General features: G+C 72.4%; 13 protein-coding genes. 5 read left to right on the top strand and 8 right to left on the bottom strand.

Annotation, left to right across the window (positions count from 1 at the left end; genetic code table 11):
- Positions 1-26: 26 nt before the first annotated feature.
- Positions 27-1,697: an APC family permease gene (locus N912_RS0137745; protein ID WP_028926501.1), complete on the top strand. Its 1,671-nt coding sequence runs from the start codon at positions 27-29 to the stop codon at positions 1,695-1,697.
- Here the strand turns inward: N912_RS0137745 and N912_RS0137740 are convergent.
- Positions 1,694-2,392: a methyltransferase gene (locus N912_RS0137740; protein ID WP_028926500.1), complete on the bottom strand. Its 699-nt coding sequence runs from the start codon at positions 2,390-2,392 to the stop codon at positions 1,694-1,696. The genes N912_RS0137745 and N912_RS0137740 overlap by 4 nt on opposite strands.
- Positions 2,393-2,401: 9 nt before the next feature.
- A complete protein-coding gene (locus N912_RS57160) occupies positions 2,402-3,679 on the bottom strand; it encodes an MFS transporter (RefSeq protein WP_064745508.1) in 1,278 nt (425 codons plus the stop codon).
- 305 nt (positions 3,680-3,984) lie between these two features.
- Between N912_RS57160 and N912_RS0137730 the strand changes: the two genes are divergently transcribed.
- Both N912_RS0137730 and N912_RS0137725 read left to right on the top strand, forming a co-directional pair.
- Positions 3,985-5,055 (top strand): LacI family DNA-binding transcriptional regulator, encoded by a 1,071-nt coding sequence (locus tag N912_RS0137730; RefSeq protein WP_028926499.1) that lies wholly within the window; start codon positions 3,985-3,987, stop codon positions 5,053-5,055.
- Positions 5,052-5,828, top strand: coding sequence for an enoyl-CoA hydratase-related protein (locus tag N912_RS0137725; RefSeq protein WP_028926498.1), 777 nt, complete (start codon positions 5,052-5,054; stop codon positions 5,826-5,828). The genes N912_RS0137730 and N912_RS0137725 overlap by 4 nt, the downstream gene beginning before the upstream one ends.
- 24 nt (positions 5,829-5,852) lie before the next feature.
- On the opposite strand, the gene N912_RS0137720 is transcribed toward N912_RS0137725, so the two are convergent.
- Positions 5,853-6,716 (bottom strand): SRPBCC family protein, encoded by an 864-nt coding sequence (locus tag N912_RS0137720; protein ID WP_028926497.1) that lies wholly within the window; start codon positions 6,714-6,716, stop codon positions 5,853-5,855.
- Complete coding sequence (locus tag N912_RS0137715; RefSeq protein ID WP_037068670.1) at positions 6,713-7,048, bottom strand: ArsR/SmtB family transcription factor; 336 nt, start codon at positions 7,046-7,048, stop codon at positions 6,713-6,715. Before N912_RS0137715 ends, N912_RS0137720 begins: the two co-directional genes overlap by 4 nt.
- 251 nt (positions 7,049-7,299) lie before the next feature.
- Here N912_RS0137715 and N912_RS0137710 point away from each other — a divergent pair, with 251 nt between their 5' ends.
- Entirely contained in the window at positions 7,300-9,633 is a 2,334-nt protein-coding gene (locus N912_RS0137710; RefSeq protein ID WP_169748025.1) for a tetratricopeptide repeat protein, read from the top strand.
- Here the strand turns inward: N912_RS0137710 and N912_RS0137705 are convergent.
- Positions 9,619-11,832, bottom strand: a complete 2,214-nt coding sequence (locus tag N912_RS0137705) for a thiamine pyrophosphate-dependent enzyme (RefSeq protein ID WP_028926494.1) — start codon at positions 11,830-11,832, stop codon at positions 9,619-9,621. The two genes, N912_RS0137710 and N912_RS0137705, sit on opposite strands and share 15 nt — an antisense overlap.
- 371 nt (positions 11,833-12,203) lie before the next feature.
- The gene (locus tag N912_RS0137700; protein ID WP_028926493.1) at positions 12,204-12,845 is read right to left on the bottom strand and encodes a TetR/AcrR family transcriptional regulator; all 642 of its coding nucleotides are present in this window, start codon (positions 12,843-12,845) and stop codon (positions 12,204-12,206) included.
- 127 nt (positions 12,846-12,972) lie between these two features.
- Between N912_RS0137700 and N912_RS0137695 the strand changes: the two genes are divergently transcribed.
- Complete coding sequence (locus N912_RS0137695) at positions 12,973-13,419, top strand: ester cyclase (RefSeq protein WP_028926492.1); 447 nt, start codon at positions 12,973-12,975, stop codon at positions 13,417-13,419.
- Positions 13,420-13,450: 31 nt separating this feature from the next.
- On the opposite strand, the gene N912_RS0137690 is transcribed toward N912_RS0137695, so the two are convergent.
- Both N912_RS0137690 and N912_RS0137685 read right to left on the bottom strand, forming a co-directional pair.
- On the bottom strand, positions 13,451-14,362 hold the full coding sequence (locus N912_RS0137690) for a LysR family transcriptional regulator (RefSeq protein WP_028926491.1): 912 nt from the start codon (positions 14,360-14,362) through the stop codon (positions 13,451-13,453).
- A 59-nt stretch (positions 14,363-14,421) separates the two neighbouring features.
- Positions 14,422-15,585, bottom strand: a complete 1,164-nt coding sequence (locus N912_RS0137685; protein WP_037068668.1) for an NAD(P)/FAD-dependent oxidoreductase — start codon at positions 15,583-15,585, stop codon at positions 14,422-14,424.
- Positions 15,586-15,596 lie beyond the last annotated feature (11 nt).

Here is a 15,596-nt window from a genome sequence, read left to right as displayed (position 1 = left end):
ACCCCGATCGCGAGGCAATGGAGCCCATGTCCACACCCCCATCGGCCACCCCGGTGGCCCGCCGCGCCGCCGTACGAATGGACACCGGGCTGCGCCGGGACATCGGCCGGCGGAGCCTGCTGTTCACCGGTGTCGGATCGATCATCGGCTCGGGCTGGCTGTTCAGCGCGCTGAACGCGGCGAAGATCGCCGGCCCGGCCGCGATCTTCTCCTGGGTGGTCGGCGGGATCATGGTCACGCTGATCGGGCTGACCTTCGCCGAGCTGGCGGTGATGTTCCCGGTCGCCGGCGGGGTCATCCGGTTCGCCCAGTACGCGTCGGGTTCGTTCGCCGGCTACTTCGCCGGCTGGACGCTCTGGGTGGCCTGCGCGGCGTCGGCGCCCAGCGAGGTGCTCGCGGTGCTCCAGTACGCGCAGCGCTACCTGCCGTGGCTGATGACCACCTCGGACGGGGTGCCGGTCACCACGTCGTCGGGGCTGCTGGTGGCGATCGGGCTGATGGCCGCGTTCAGCGTCATCAACGTGCTCGGCGTGAAGGCGTTCGTGCGGTTCAACGACGTACTGGTGTGGTGGAAGCTGGCGATCATCATCGTCACCATCGGCGGGCTGTTCGCGCTGTCGTTCCACGGCGCCAACCTGGTCGCGCACGGCGGGATGTTCCCCTCCGGCGTGGGGTCGGTGTTCACCGCGCTGCCCACCGCCGGCATCGTGTTCGCCTCTCTCGGATTTCGCCAGGGCGTCGAGTTCGCCGGCGAGTCGACGAACCCGCAGCGGAACGTGCCTTTCGCCGTGATCGGGTCGATCGTGGTCACCGGGACGCTGTACGTGCTGTTGCAGATCGCTTTCATCACCGGCCTGCCCAGCGAACTGCTCGGCGCCGGCTGGGCCAACGTGACGTTCACCGATGTCGCCGGGCCTCTCGCCGGCCTGGCCACCATTCTCGGCGCGACCTGGCTGGCGATCGCGATCTACGCCGACGCGATCCTCTCGCCCGGCGACACCGGCCTGATCTACGCGGCCGTCACCACCCGAATAGCGTTCGCGAACGCACAGAACGGAAATGCCCCGACGGCGTTGACCCGGCTGAACCGCTGGGGCATTCCGTGGGTGGCCACCGCGCTGACGTTCGTCGCCGGCTGCCTGCTGTTCCTGCCGTTCCCCGGGTGGCAGAAGATCGTCGGATTCATCACCTCCGCCACGGTGCTGACGTTCGCCATCGGTCCGGTGGCCTACGGCATCCTGCGCCGGACGCTGCCCGACCAGCCCCGGCCGTTCCGGCTGCCCGGCGGTGACGTCATCTCCTACCTCGCGTTCCTGTCCGCGAACCTGATCGTGTTCTGGACCGGTTGGTCGGTGAACGAGAAGCTGTTCCTGGCCATCGTCGCCGGATACGCCTTCCTGGCCGGCTACCGCCGGTTCGCCGGGCGCCCGCTGCCCGCGCTGGACTTCCGGGGCGGGTCCTGGTGCGTGCTCTGGATCGCCGGGATGACCGTCATCAGCTACTTCGGCGAGTTCGGCGGCTCGGAGGAGTCGCTGCTGCCCGGTGGCGGCGGCCCGCTCGGCATCGTCTCCGGCTCGGTCACCATCGCCGTGTTCGCCGCCGCCGTCTACGCCTACGCGATGGCCACCCGGCCGTCGTTCGCCAACACGGTCGCGAACATCGGCGGCTCGGACGGCTCCCCGAACGCACCTTCCTAGGGTGCCGGCCGGGTGAGCCGGAACGTGGAGTAGTCCACCGTGGTGCCGCGCCGGGTCAGGCGCCGGGTGGCGACGACCTCGGCGCGCAGGCCGGCGCCTTCGGCCAGGCCGAGGATGTGCTCCTGGTCGCCGGAGGTGCCGAAGAACATCAGCACCCGCCCGCCGGGGCGCAGCCGCTCCGGCACGCCGTCGAAGAACCTCGCGGTGGCGGCGTAGCCCTCGTCCGTGATCGCCCGCTCGGCCAGGTCGCGCGGGGCGAACCAGCGGAACGGCGGGTCGATGACCATCAGGTCGAACGTGCCGTCGGAGACGTCACGGCCCTCGAACACATCGCTGACCGCGAACCGGGCGGTCACCCCGTTCCGCGCGGCGTTGCGCTCGGCGGCGGCCACCGAGGCCGGGTTGACGTCCACGCCGAGCACGTCGGCGCCGGCGCGGGCGGCCAGGATGGCGTTCACCCCGGAGCCCGTCCCCATGTCCAGCACCCGGTCGGCGGCCGTGCACTCGTCGATCACCGCGCGGCCGAGCAGGTCCGAGGTCGGGGTGGGCGGGAAGACGCCGGGCGGCACCACCAGCTCGAGCCCTAGGTAGCTCAGCGTGCGCTCGCGCGCGGTACGAAGCTCCTGGTAGGCACGCTCGTGCCAGTCGCGCAGCTCGGCGATCCGGTCGTCGGTCAGCTTCGAGCGGTAGCTCACGGTCCGAGGCTACGGGCGCACGCCGCGTCGATCATCGGCCGGCCGCCGAGGGCGCGGCGGACGCGGCGGGCTCGGCGGCCGCGGGCTCGGAGGCGGCGGCTGGGGTCGCGGCGGTCTGGCCGCCGGCGTGACCAGCGCCCCGACGACGAGCGCGCCGAGCACCACGAACAGCCCGCGCAAGATGCCGACGTGCTCGGCCAGGAAGCCGATCAGCGGCGGGCCGGCCAGGAACGCGGTGTACGCGATCGAGCTGACCACGCTGACCCGCGCCGCCGCCCTACCCGGTTCGTCGGCCGCCGCGCTCATCCCGACCGGGAACCCGAGCGAGGCGCCGAGCCCCCAGAGCAGCGTGCCGACCAACACCCAGGCCAGCGAGGACGCCAGGATGACCAGCACCAGCCCGGCCACCGCGAGCACCGCAGTGGCCCGCAGCACGACGACCCTGCCGAACCGCTCCAACAGCGCGCCGCCGCACAACCGCCCGGCCGTCATCGCCGTCACGAACGCCCCGAACCCGATCGCGCCGAACACCTCGCCGGCATGGTGACCGTCCACCATCGCGACGGCCAGCCAGTCGTTCGCCGACCCCTCGGTGAACCCGAACGCCAGCGTGAGCAGCCCGATCAGCAGGGTGCGCGGCTCCCGCCATGCCCGCAGCCCGCCGGCCCGCTCCCTCGGCCGGCCCGGCTCGCGCGCGGCCACCGGCAGGAACCGGCGGGTGGCGAGCGCCATGCTCACCGGCGCGAGCAGCGCGGCCGCCACCACCTGGCCGGCCAGCGGGACGGTCAACGCCGCCGACGCCGCGCCGACCCCACCGCCGGTCACCGTGCCGAGGCTGAACGCCGCGTGCAGCCGGGGCATCAGCGTCCGCCCGCGCCGCCGCTCCACCTCGGCGCCCTCGACGTTCATCGCCACGTCCCAGTTGCCCATCCCGACCCCGGTCAGCACCAGCCCGGCCGCCGCCGGCCAGACCGACCCGGTGGTCAGCCCCAGTGCGAGCCCGAGCATCCCGACGCCGACCGCGACCGACCCGAGCAGCACAACCCGCGCGGCGCCCAACCGGTGCACCGCCGGCCCGGAGGTGGGCAGCGCCACGCACGCCCCGCCGGACAGGCACAGCAACAACAGCCCGAGCTGGGCGGGCGACAGCGACAGCGCGTCCCGCGCGGCCGGCGCCCTGGACAGCCAGGAGGCGAAGCACAGCCCGTTCACCGCGAACGCCGCCACGACGGCGGTGCGCGCCCGCGTCAGCTCGCCGGACCGCACGCCTACCGCCAGCCTCGTCACAGATCCCCCCGTCCCCCGCTCGTCAGCGGCCGTGCCCCCGTTGTCGTTGCAATGCGCGTTTTGTCGTTGTTGTCGTCGCCGACGTCGCCCGCCGCCCCGTCATCTTGTCGAATCGATTCGACGGCTCCAGCGTAACCGATGCGCCGTCGAGGCGGGGTGGCTTTGCCGGTGTCGGGTATGGGCACGGCCACCGCGCCTCGGAACGGAACGCGGACGGCAAGCGACGCGGACGGACTGTGGGCGGCTCCGACGGGTTGTGGATGGTTGCGGGCGAGGTAGGGCGCGGGGCGACTAGCGTTTCGGCCGTGAAGGTGCAACCCCGACCGACGCTCGCCTCGGTCGCCGCCCGCGCCGGGGTGTCCGCCTCGACGGCGTCGTTGGCGTTCGCGGGCAGCCCCCGGGTCGCGCCGGAGACCAGGGCTCGGGTGCTCGCGGCGGCCAAAGAGCTCGGTTACGCCGGGCCGGACCCGCTGGCCGCGTCGCTGCGCAGGGGCCGCAGCGGGGTGGTCGGCGCGTTCGTCGGCGAGCGGCTGCTCTACGCGTTCCGCGACCCGGTGGCCATCCAGCTGCTGGACGGCATCACCGAGGTGCTCGGCCCGCACGGCGTGGGCCTGCTCCTGCTGGCCGGCGAGACCGGTCGCCCGGGGCTCGACCAACTGGCCCGGATCCCGCTGGACGCCGCGATCTTCGCCACCTGCGGGCTGGAGGACGACCCGGCGCTGGAGCTGCTGCGCCAGCGTGGGGTGCCGCTGGTCGCGGTGGACGGCCCCAAGGCGGACGGCGTCCCGCTGATCGACATCGACGAGCGCCGAGGCATCGCCGAGATGGCCCGCTACCTGCGCGACCTGGGGCACCGGCGGGTGGTCACGATCGCGATGCCGCTGCGGCTGGACGGCACCCGAGGCACGGTGCACGACGACAGGCGCACGGTGTTGCACTACCGGGACGTGCGCCGCCGGCTCGACGGCGTGGCCGACGCGTTCGGCCGGGTCGAGGCGTACGAGACGGCCAGCAACTCGGTGGACGAGGGCGAGCGGGCCGGCCGCGCGGTCCTGGACGTGCCCCCCGAGCGGCGCCCGACGGCGGTGATCGCGCAGAGCGACATCCTGGCCTCCGGCGTGCTGCGGGCGGCCGCCGAGCTGGGCCTGCGGGTGCCCGAGGACGTCAGCGTGGCCGGCTTCGACGGCGCCGACCTGCCCTGGCTGCGCCCAACCCTGCTCACCACGGTCGTCCAGCCCACCGACGAGAAGGGCAGGGCGGCCGCCGGCGCGGTGGTCGAGCTGCTGGACGGCCAGCGCCCCGCCGACCTGACGCTCCCGGTGGCCGTCCGCGTCGGTACCACCACCGGGCCGCCACCGGCTACCGTGCGGCCATGACAGCCCCCGCCGAACTCGCCGAACTCGTCCATCTGGAGATCGACTCCGGGGTGGCCACCGTGACCCTGGACTCGCCGCACAACCGCAACGCGCTGTCCGCCCAGGTGCGCCGCGAGCTGCTCGCCCACATGGACACGGCCATCGCCTCGGACGACGCCAGGGTGATCGTGCTGACCCACACCGGCCCGGTGTTCTGCGCGGGCATGGACCTGAAAGAAGCCGACACCGGCGGCCCGGGCGTCGTCGACTTCCCGGAGCTGCTGCGCCGGATGTGGATCTCGCCGACCCCGGTGATCGCGCGGCTGGCCGGTCCGGCGCGGGCCGGCGGGGTCGGCCTGGTCGCCGCGTGCGACCTCGCGGTGGCCGCCGAGGACGTGAGCTTCGCGTTCACCGAGGTCCGCATCGGCGTGGTGCCGGCGGTGATCTCGGTGCCGCTGGTTCCCAGGGTGCAGCCGGCCGCGCTGTACGAGCTGTTCCTCACCGGAGAGCCGTTCGATGCCCGGCGCGCGGCCGCCATCGGGCTGATCACCGGCGCGGTGCCGGCCGACCGGCTCGACGCCGAGGTGCGCCGCTACGCGGACATGCTGCGGCTCGGCGCCCCCGGCGCCCTGGCCGGCACCAAGGACCTGCTGCGCGGCCCGAGCGCCCGCACCATGCCCGACGACCTGGCCGCGATGGCCCGGGTGTCCGCCGCCAACTTCGCCTCCGAGGAAGGCCGGGAAGGCGTCCGCGCGTTCCTGGAGAAGCGCCCGCCGTCCTGGGTCACGGACTGACCGGACTGAACGGACTGACCGGCCTCAGGTGCGCTGAGCGGCGGTGAGCGCGGACGCGAACCGCTCGATGTGCTCGTGCCATCCGTCCAGCGGCGGCGTGGCGTCCGACGGGCCGGTCTGGGTGAGCACCAGGCGCGCGCCGTGCCCGGTGCCGGTGCCGAGCTCCCAGCGAACCCGGCCGGCCGCGCGCCCGCCGTCCAGCCAGTCGTACTCCAGCGCCCGCGACGGCGTGACCTCCGTGACCGCCCCCGCCGCCAGCCCCGCCGGCACGCACCCCGCCGGGACCGGCCCGCCCGCCGCCGGAGCCCCGTCACCGACCAGCGCCGGCCAGGCCACCGAGTCCGGCCGTACCAGCTGGCGCTCGTACCGAAGCCGCCAGCCGTCCCCGGTCTCGGTCACGGTGGCGCGGTCCAACCCGAGCTCGGCAACGAACCGCTCGTGCACCGCGTCCATGGCGGCCGGGTCGCCACCCGCCGTCACCGGCCGTCCGGCGAGCACCTGCTCCATCCCGTCCAGGCACGCCTGCCAGCCGGTGGCGAAGCTGGCCATGCCGTAGCGGTCGTCCACCGTGTGCACGAGCACCAGCACGCATCCGCCGTCCTCCGGCCGCAGCTCCCAGCGCAGGTGGTCGGTCTCCCAGCTGTAGGCGATCAGCCGGGGCGGCTCCAGGTCGGTGATCACGCCGCCGAGCGTCGACCCGCCCTCCTTCTCGACGAACCGCACCGTGCCGCCCACCTTCAGGTCGGCCTCGACGTCGAACGGGAACCACCTGTTGAGGTGGGACGGCTCGGTGAGCGCGCGCCACACCTTCTCCACCGGGTGGGCGAGCCGGCGCTCGACGCGTACCGCCGGGCGGCCGTCCTCGGCGCGCAACGTGGTGGCTGTCATGTCTGCGGGTCATCTCCTTCGGGGTCGTCGGGCATGACGTCCAGGTACCGCTCCAGCGCGTCGAGCTGGGTCGACCAGTACCGCCGGTAGGGCGCCAGCCAGGCATCCAGCTCTTCCAGCGGTTCGGGCCGCAGCTCGTACCAGCGCCGCTGCGCCTCCGGGCGGACCCGCACCAGGCCGGCCTCGCGCAGCACCCGCAGGTGCTTGGACGTCCCGGGCTGGCTCAGGCCGAGCGCCTCGGTCAGCTCACCGACCAGCCGAGGCCGCACAAGCAGCAGGTCGAGGATCCGCCGCCGCGTCGGCTCCGCAAGCACCTCGAACGTACCGGACACGGGCAGGGAGTATAGCTAATGAAGCATATAGCCGCAACGGTATCCAATCGCGTCACGACCCGGCCACGACGACGCGGCATCAGGTATCACGGCTAGCCCCGATGACCTCCTCAGTGGTGCCGAGGGCCGGAGCGGGCCAACGGGCGGCCAACGGCGAAAGGGGCCGCGACATGATCAGATGGTGGTCGAGGCGGCAGTCCGTCACCGAACGGATCCCTATGCCGCACCCGATCCGGCTGGCCGTACTGGCGTTGCTGCTGCTCGTGGCGTCCGCAGCGGCGTTCGCGGTCTGGGACACGACGGTTCCTCGACCTCCGGCCGTGACCGAGCACCAGTGGACCACGATCGGACACATCATCACGGCCGCGCTGTTCGTGGCGGCGCTGCTGACGATTCGGCGCGCGTTGTTCGCCAGGCTGGCCTACCGCCCCGGAGCGGTCGAGGTCACGTCCTTCGGGACCACGTCCCCGGAAACCAAGTCCCCGGAAACCAAGTCCGCCGACGAGGTGCTCGCCGAGTTTCGCCAGAAGCTGACGACGATGAGCCTGTCGGCGCCCCAGTCCGTGCCCAACGAGCCCTCCGCCGACTCGGTTCTCGACAACGTCAAGACCGCGACCGACGGCAGCGCCAACATGATCGCCACGATCGCCGGTCTGGTTCGCGCCGTCATCCAGGTCCGCCACGCCTACCGGGTGTCCGCCCAGCTGAGAACGCGTCCCGGTCCTCGGCCCCGCGGGATCACCATCTCGATCACGGCGCTGCCCGGCGGGCGCGGCGAGATCGACACGTTCTGGTCGGACGACTGGGCCTCGGTCGCCGAGCGCGCCGCGCACTTCGTCGGCGCGTTCATCCTGCCCCACACCCGGCTGTCGCGCCGCGCGCCGTGGACCGCCTGGCGCGGATACGAAATGCCGTCCGAGCTGTTCCACCAGAGCCAGCTCGCGCACCATCACGTCCGCAACCGAGAGTACGAAAAGGCGCTGGTCGCATTTCACCGCGCGCTGAAGATGGATCCACAGAACCCGTACCTGCGTGTCGAGCTGGCCCAGACCCAGGAGCAACTCGGCCTGTTCGTCGACGCGCTCGCGAGCTATGCGGACGTCGTTGCCATCGAGTCCTGGTACGACCGCCGGTTGTGGCTGCGGCTTCGCGCCCTGCTCGGTGACTACTACGCCGCGAGCGGCGAGCCTCCGCACCGGTTCCGGCGCAGCCGAAGCGGACGCGATGCGTTGCTCATCGCGCGGTATCGACTGGTATGTCGCCTGGCCGCCGCGGACCAGCTCGCCGAACAATGGTCCAGGGTGGTGCCGATAACTGCCGAAACCTCACCGGGCCAGGTCGTGCGCAACCGTATCCGCGCGGCGGAGCGCAGGGCTCTGATCGACCGCCTGAAGGTCTGGCTGCGCTCGTACGTCAGGGAATACAACGACGCCATGCGGACGCGATTCGAGCTGGACGACCTCATTCAGCGCCCACCGCGCCTGCGGCACTTCCTCCAATATGTCGCGTACCGGGAAACGACGCATCTCGTCGACGACTACCGATGGTCGCGCGGCCGCCGGCGTCCGGGCATGCCGGTCACCCAGACGTCGTTGGAGGTACTGAGCGTCTGGGCGCCGCTCTATCTCGACTACGCGGCGTCCGGGCTGGACGACGGCGGCAACGGGCCGTCCTCGACATGGCCACGCTCGCCCCGCGAGCTCGACGCCGAGCTCGATGCCATCCTGCGCCGGAAGCCGGCCCGGGCGCAGGAATGGCAGGAGCACTACAACGCGACGTGCACGCTCGTGGTCGCCATGCGCGGATGGCGCGAACACACCTCGGAGCACAAAGAGCTCAGGCTGCGTGCCGTGCGACATCTCGAAAGGGCGGTGAGCTGCTCGGACAGCAGCTATGTCGGACAGTTCTCGCAATGGCTCTCGGTCGGCGACCAGGATCTCAACCCGCTGCGCTCGACCCCTCAGTTCGTGGACTATCTCGACAGGTACCTGCCGAACGAGGAACCCCGCTCGGCGCGCCCGGTGAAGTTGCTGCCCGTACTCATCTCGACACACACAATGCGCCTGCTCCAGGAGTACGCGCACCTGCGGGCGAGCTACTGGGAGGGCGAGCTCAGGCCCGATGCCGACGCCCTGGCCATCAAGGACGAGACCGACCGCGAGAACAGAGCACGAAGAATTGCTCGCGCGTTCGCCCTCGACGACCGCGACTGGCGCACCCGGATCAAGCTGATCGACGAGATGGACGACTTCGCCCGGCGGCGCCATCGCGCCTCTCCTGGAAGCGCGCTCCCACAGTTCCAGGAAGACCCCGACGTACGCCGCTACGAGCTGCTCGGGCCCGTTGTCCAAGGCCGCACCCTGGCCTATCCGGACGAATACTTCGACACGATAGTGGCCCTGCGCGACGAGCACTGGAAGTCCATCCTGAAGCTCCTGCCGGAACAGCCGGAGCTCGCCGGTGCCCGGCAGCCCGACATCGCGTCGTGCCTCCAGTTCTGGCGCCGGCTCGACGGCGAGCTCGACGCCGTGCTCACCCGCGACGCCCCGCCCGCCGCCCCTCGGTTCGGCTCACCGGCGGAGTAGGTCCAGGGCGGCCCGTTCGATCCGGGGCTCGGACAACAGCACCTTCTCGGCGGCGGCGCCGAGCGGGATGAAGCTGTCCGCGCTGGCCACCCTGGCCATCCGGCCGTCGAAGCCCGCGTCGACCAGCCCGGCCAGCACCGGCTCGGCCACCCCGCCGGTGTGCCGGGTCTCGTCCACGACCAGCACCCGCCCGGTGGCCCGCGCCTCGCGGAGCACGTCGTCGGTCGGCAGCGGGGCCAGCCAGCGCAGGTCCAGCACCCGCACGCCGATGCCGCGCGCGGCCAGCCGCCGGGCCACCCGCAGGCTCATCCGCAGCCCGTTGGCGAAGCTGACCAGCGTGAGGTCCGCCCCGTCGCCGTAGCGTCGGGCGCTGCCCAGCGGCACGTGCGTGGACGCCCAGCCGTCCGGGTCGGGGTACTCCGCGAGCCAGCCGTCGTCGCCCGGTTCGTGCAGGTCGCGCGTGTGGTACAGCGCGATCGGCTCCAGGAACACGCACACCCGACCGTCCGCGCGCCCCGCCGCCGCACAGGTCCGCAACATGGCCGCCGCGTCATCGGGCCGGCCCGGCGAGGCGACCACCAGCCCCGGGATGTCGCGCAGCGCGGCCACCGCGTTGTCGTTGTGGAAGTGACCGCCGAACCCCTTCTGGTACCCGTAGCCGGCGATCCGCACGATCATCGGGTTGCGGTACTGCCCCTGGGAGAAGAACCGCAGCGTGGCGGCCTCGCCGCGCAACTGGTCGGCGGCGTTGTGCAGGTACGCCAGGTACTGGATCTCCGCGATGGGCAGGAACCCGGCCAGCGCCATGCCCAGCGCGGTGCCGAGCACGCTCTGCTCGTCCAACAGCGAGTCGAACACCCTGGCCGCGCCGAACCGCTTGCGCAGCCCCCTGGTCACCCCGTACACGCCGCCCTTGACCGCCACGTCCTCGCCGAACAGCACGGCGCCGCCGTCGGCCGCCAGCACGTCGGCCAGCGACCTGTTGATCGCCTGGGCCAGGGTGAGCGGGCCCTCGCGCTCGGGCGGTTGGGCCTCGAACGCGCGCCGCCGCGCCTCGTCCGGGGCGGCCACCGCCGAGGCGGACGCCACCTTTTCCGGGTCCGACGGCGCGAGCGGGGCCATCACCTCCTCGGCGGAGCCGAGCTTGGGCCGCTCGCACGCCTCCGAGGCGACCCGGCGCACCTCCTCCCGCTTGCGCTCGTACAGCTTGACCACGTCCGCGGCGGCCACCAGCCCGGACCCGACCAGCAGCCGCGCGGTGCCCAGCAGTGGGTCGCGGGCGTAGTCGGCGGCGATCTCCGCCGCGCTCCGGTAGGACAGCTCGACGTCCGAGCCGGCGTGGCCCATCAGCCGCACCGTGCGCAGCCGCAGGAACGCCGGCGCCCGCTCCGCCCGCACGAACTCCGCCGCCCGGGTGGCCGTCTCCAGCGCGTCGGCCAGGTCGGCGCCGTCCGCGTCGAAGTACCGCAGCCCGGGCCGGCTCCCGTACGCCGCCTCGACCCAGCCCGGCGGGGTGCGCACGCTGATGCCGATGCCGTTGTCCTCGCAGACCAGCAGCAGCGGCACCGGCAGCCCCTGGTACCGGCAGGCCAGCGCGGCGTTGATCGCGCCCACCGCCGTCGAGTGGTTGGCCGAGGCGTCGCCGAAGCTGCACACCACCACCGAGTCGGCCGGCCACTCGCACCCCAGCCCGAGCTTCGCCGCCCGCTCCAGCCCGAACGCCAGCCCCAGCGCGCGCGGCAGGTGCGAGGCGATCGTGGACGTCTGCGGAATGACCGCGAGCGCCTTGTTCCCGAACACCTTGTGCCGCCCGCCCGCGATCGGCTCGTCCGCCGCCGCGGTCACCCCGAGCAGCACGTCCCGCAGCGGCTCCTGCCCCGGGACCTGCGCCGCCCGCTGCAGGTAGAACGCGCCCGAGCGGTAGTGCAGCAGCGCCGGGTCGGTGGGTCGCAGCGCGGCCGCCACCGCCGCGTTCCCCTCGTGCCCGGACGAGCCGATGCTGTAGTACCCGCGCCCGGCCGCACCCAGTTCGCGGGCGGCCAGATCGAGGTGCCGGTTGCCCAGTTGGGCGTCGAACAGCTCCAGCGCGCGGGCCCCGGTCAGCCCGGGCGCGATCTCCTCGTCGGGAGCGCGGGCCCGGTCCGGCGCCGGTAGCGCGGAGACGGCGGACAGGAAGTGCTCATCGATCGCTTCGGTCATCACCAAGCAGCTTGGCCGCATATCGACCCGAGGCCAAGTACCCCTGGGTGCGGGTAGCTCGCCCTCAGCCCAAGGAGTGCTCCGCCTCGGTGGACGATCTCCCCGGTCGTGATCAACGCGCCCCGCCGCTCGCTCGAGGGGATGGCGAGAACGGGAGTGACGCGTGGATACCGCTATCGGACCGGCCAAGGTGGAACGGCATGGCGACGCCGAGGCCCCGGAACACCAGGTCACGGAACACGCTGTGGTCACCGCCGCGGAAGGTCACCGCCGCGGAAGGTCACCGCCGCGGAAGGTCACCGCCGCGGAAGGTCACCGCCGCGGAAGGTCACCGCGGAGAAGTGCCCAGGTCTCGGCCTACGGAGCCGTCGCTAGGCGGGTTCGACGGTGACCGCCGCCAGTCCGGCAATGGCGTAGTCGACGACCTCGTTGACGAGTCGTATGAGATCACCTCCGGTCGGTTGCGGCCCGAGCGAACGGGCTTCGTGGCTGTCGTAGAGCTCACGGAGGCCGGTCACGGCCGTGGTCGCGGCCAGGCGCGGCCCGAGAGCGTCGGGCTCGACGTGGAGATCGTCGGCGATGGCGGCGGCGAGGATGCGCTCCATGGGCGAGTAGGAGGCGCGCGCGAGGCCGCGCAACCGGTCGTTCTCGTCGATCAGCCTGGCGCGCTGCGCTCGTGCGTGCCAGTAGCGGTCGGCGCGGTCGGCCCTGCTGGAGCCGATGTCGTCGATGGTCTCGACCATCCAGTGCCGCAGCGCCTCCAACGCCTGCTGCCCGGCGGGGCGGGCGGTGAGCCGGCGCTCGAGCCGGTCGGCACCGAAGTAGTCGTCGTCGGCGAACAGCAGGTCGTCCTTGGCGGGGAAATGCATCGTGACGGTGCGCGGCGCGACGTCGGCGGCGTCGGCGATCGCCTTGATGGTCGTGGCGTCGTAGCCATGAGCCACGAACAGCTCCCATGCCGTCTCCCGGATGAGGGCACGAGTGCGTTGCCTCCTCCGCTCGTGGCGCGTCATCGTCTCCTTCACACGGCAAGACTACCACACATGCAGCATTGCATCGTCAGCATTCGCTGCTACTATGGCAATCATGCAGCAAACGCAGCTCATCGATCGCCGGCCACCCCGAGCGGAAGGCAGTCAGATGACCCAGAAGTTCACCCGTACCGAGTTGATCTCCCGGCTCGTTCGCGCCGGCGAGCTGGAGGTGTCCGGTGAAGACCAAGCCGAGGTCGACACCTACTTCGACCAGGAGAAGTTCCGCTTCCACGGTCCCGACGGCTTCGAGTCCGACTACGCGGGGCTCACCGCGTACTTCGAGTCGATCCGGGCGGCCTTCGACGACCGCACGATCACCCGGGGCATCATCGTGGCCGAGGGCAACACCTTGGCGTGCCAGACGTGGATCGAGGGCACGTTCGTACGCGAGTTCACCCAGTCGCCGGCCGGCCCCCTGCCCCCCACGGGCACGAGGGTCACCATGGACCTGATCAACATCTTCAGGTTCGACGACGACGGTCGGCTGGTCGAGGAGTGGGTGCGCACCGACTACCGCGGCCTACTGCGACAGCTCGGCGCCGAGGGCAGGTAACGACCGTCGAGCCGCGGGGGTCGCGCGGCGCTCACCACTCCCGGGCGCCGGTGAACTCGGCGCTGGCCTGGGCGAGGCAGTCCAGGGCGAGCGGGAGCAATGGGTTGCTGTTGTTGTCGCGGTGCAGGACCAGGACGTGGCGGTGCGGCTGGCGGCCGGTCAGGCGCAGCGGGTGGATGCCACCGTCGGGCCAGGCCAGCCCGGGGAGCATGGCCACGCCGAGGCCGCGGAACACCAGGTCGCGGATCACGCCGTAGTCATTGGAGCGGAAGATGATTCTGGGCACGAAGCCGGCCTCGGCGGCCAGCCGCACCAGCGAGCGTGCGCCGGCGGTGTCCTCACGAGGGCAGATCCAGGTCTCGTCGCGGCACTCGGCCAGGTCGGCCTCGGTGCGGTCGGCGAGGCGGTGTTCGGCGGGCACGGCGAGCACGAAGGGTTCGGACAACAGCTCGGTGCGGGTCAGCTCGACCGGCCAGTCCCTCGGGTCCAGGTCGTATTCGAAGACCACGGCGGCATCCAGCCCGCCGTCCAACACGCCGGCCAGCACCTCGTCCGGGTCGCCCTCGTCGAGCTGGACCTCGGCGTTCGGGCGCTTGGCGACCACGGCGGCCAGCGCGGCCGGCACGATGCGCGCATTCGCGGTGGCGAAGCTGGCCAGCCGCAGCGTGCCCGCCTCGCCGAGCACCATCGACCTGGCCTCGCGTTCGAGCATGTTCAGCGCGCCGAGCACCGCGCCGCTGCGGGCGGCCAGCAGCTTGGCGACGGCGGTGGCCCGGACGCTGCGCGCCGAGCGCTCGAACAGCGCGGCGCCCAGCGCCCGCTCCAGTAAGAACATCTGCTGGGAGACCGCCGATGCGGTGTACCCGAGGTTGCGTGCGGCCTCCGCGAACGAACCGGTGCTGACGCACTCCCGCAGGGTGCGCAGGTGGATCGGGTTGAGCACTGGTGCATGCTGTCAGCAGGTGAGCGTCTTGCGCAGCCTGATAGCTGGGAAATCGGCTCTCAGACGCAGTTGCGCTCCGGCCGCGAGCGGTCGTGGGCGAACCGGCGGACGTCGAGCCCGGAGACGTCCACCGCAGGCGGCCGGCCGAGCACCAGGTCGCGCAGCACCTCGCCGATCGCCGGTCCCTGCAGGAAGCCGTGCCCGGAGAACCCCGTCGCGTACAGGAAACGGCTCACCGACGGCGCCTCGCCGACCACCGCGTTGTGGTCCGGGCTCATGTCGTACAGCCCGGCCCAGCCGTGCGCGATGCCCACCTCGGCCAGCCTGGGCGCCCGCCGCGCCGCCACCTCGGCGAACCGGCCCAGCCAGGCGTCGTTGCGGGAGGTGTCGAAGCCGAAGTCCTCCTCCGGGTCGGACATGCCCATCAACAGCCCGGGGCCTTCGGGATGGAAGTAGAACGTCGAGCCGAAGTCGATGGTGAACGGCAGGCCGGGCGGAAGGTCCGGGACCGGCTCGCTGACCAGCACCTGCCGGCGCAGTGGCCGCACCGGCAGCGGCACGCCGACCATGTCCCCGACCGCCGCCGACCAGGCCCCGGCCGCGCAGATCACCGTCCCTGTCCGCACCTCACCGGTGGCCGTCCGCACCCCGGTGATGTGGCCGTCGGCGGCGGCGATCCCGGTCACCTCGCAGTGCCGTCTGATCACGGCGCCGTGCGCACGAGCCCCGGCCGCGTAGCCCTGGACGACGGCCTCCGGGGTGCAGTGCCCGTCCCGAGGGGAGAAGGCGGCGGCGAGCAGCCCGTCCGGGTCGACGTACGGCGACATCGCGCACGCCTGCGCCACGTCCAGCATCCGGCTGGGCACCCCGAGCCGGTTCTGCAGTGCCACGCTGCTCTCGAACGCGGCGACGTCGTCGGGGTTGTCCAGCAGAAACAGGTAGCCGTGCTGCGCGAGGTCGATCTCGCCGCCGGGCCGCTCGCCGAAACGCTCGAACGCGGCCAGGCTGCGCAGCCCGAGCTCGATGTTCACCGGGTCGGAGAACATCGCCCGCACCCCGCCGGCCGCCTTCGAGGTGCTCCCGGAGGCCAGCTCGTCGCGTTCCAGCAGCATCACGTCCACGCCCGCCTCGGCCAGGTGGAACGCCGCGCTGGTGCCGATCACGCCGCCGCCGATGATCACCACCTCGGCGTGCGGCGGCGGACGTAATGGCGCGGGCGTCACGTGTTCTCGCC

Origin of the sequence: Actinospineispora acaciae DSM 45401 (assembly GCF_000620785.1) — a bacterium.
GTDB classification, from domain to species: domain Bacteria; phylum Actinomycetota; class Actinomycetes; order Mycobacteriales; family Pseudonocardiaceae; genus Pseudonocardia; species Pseudonocardia acaciae.
This window is presented reverse-complemented; position numbering and strand designations above follow the sequence as displayed.

Excerpts from the sequence above, each read along its gene's own strand:
- N912_RS0137745 (WP_028926501.1), top strand. The coding sequence starts at position 27 with ATGTCCACACCCCCATCGGCCACCCCGGTGGCCCGCCGCGCCGCCGTA.
- N912_RS0137725 (WP_028926498.1), top strand. The coding sequence starts at position 5,052 with ATGACAGCCCCCGCCGAACTCGCCGAACTCGTCCATCTGGAGATCGAC.
- N912_RS0137720 (WP_028926497.1), bottom strand. The coding sequence starts at position 6,716 with ATGACAGCCACCACGTTGCGCGCCGAGGACGGCCGCCCGGCGGTACGC.
- N912_RS0137705 (WP_028926494.1), bottom strand. The coding sequence starts at position 11,832 with ATGACCGAAGCGATCGATGAGCACTTCCTGTCCGCCGTCTCCGCGCTA.
- N912_RS0137700 (WP_028926493.1), bottom strand. The coding sequence starts at position 12,845 with ATGACGCGCCACGAGCGGAGGAGGCAACGCACTCGTGCCCTCATCCGG.
- N912_RS0137695 (WP_028926492.1), top strand. The coding sequence starts at position 12,973 with ATGACCCAGAAGTTCACCCGTACCGAGTTGATCTCCCGGCTCGTTCGC.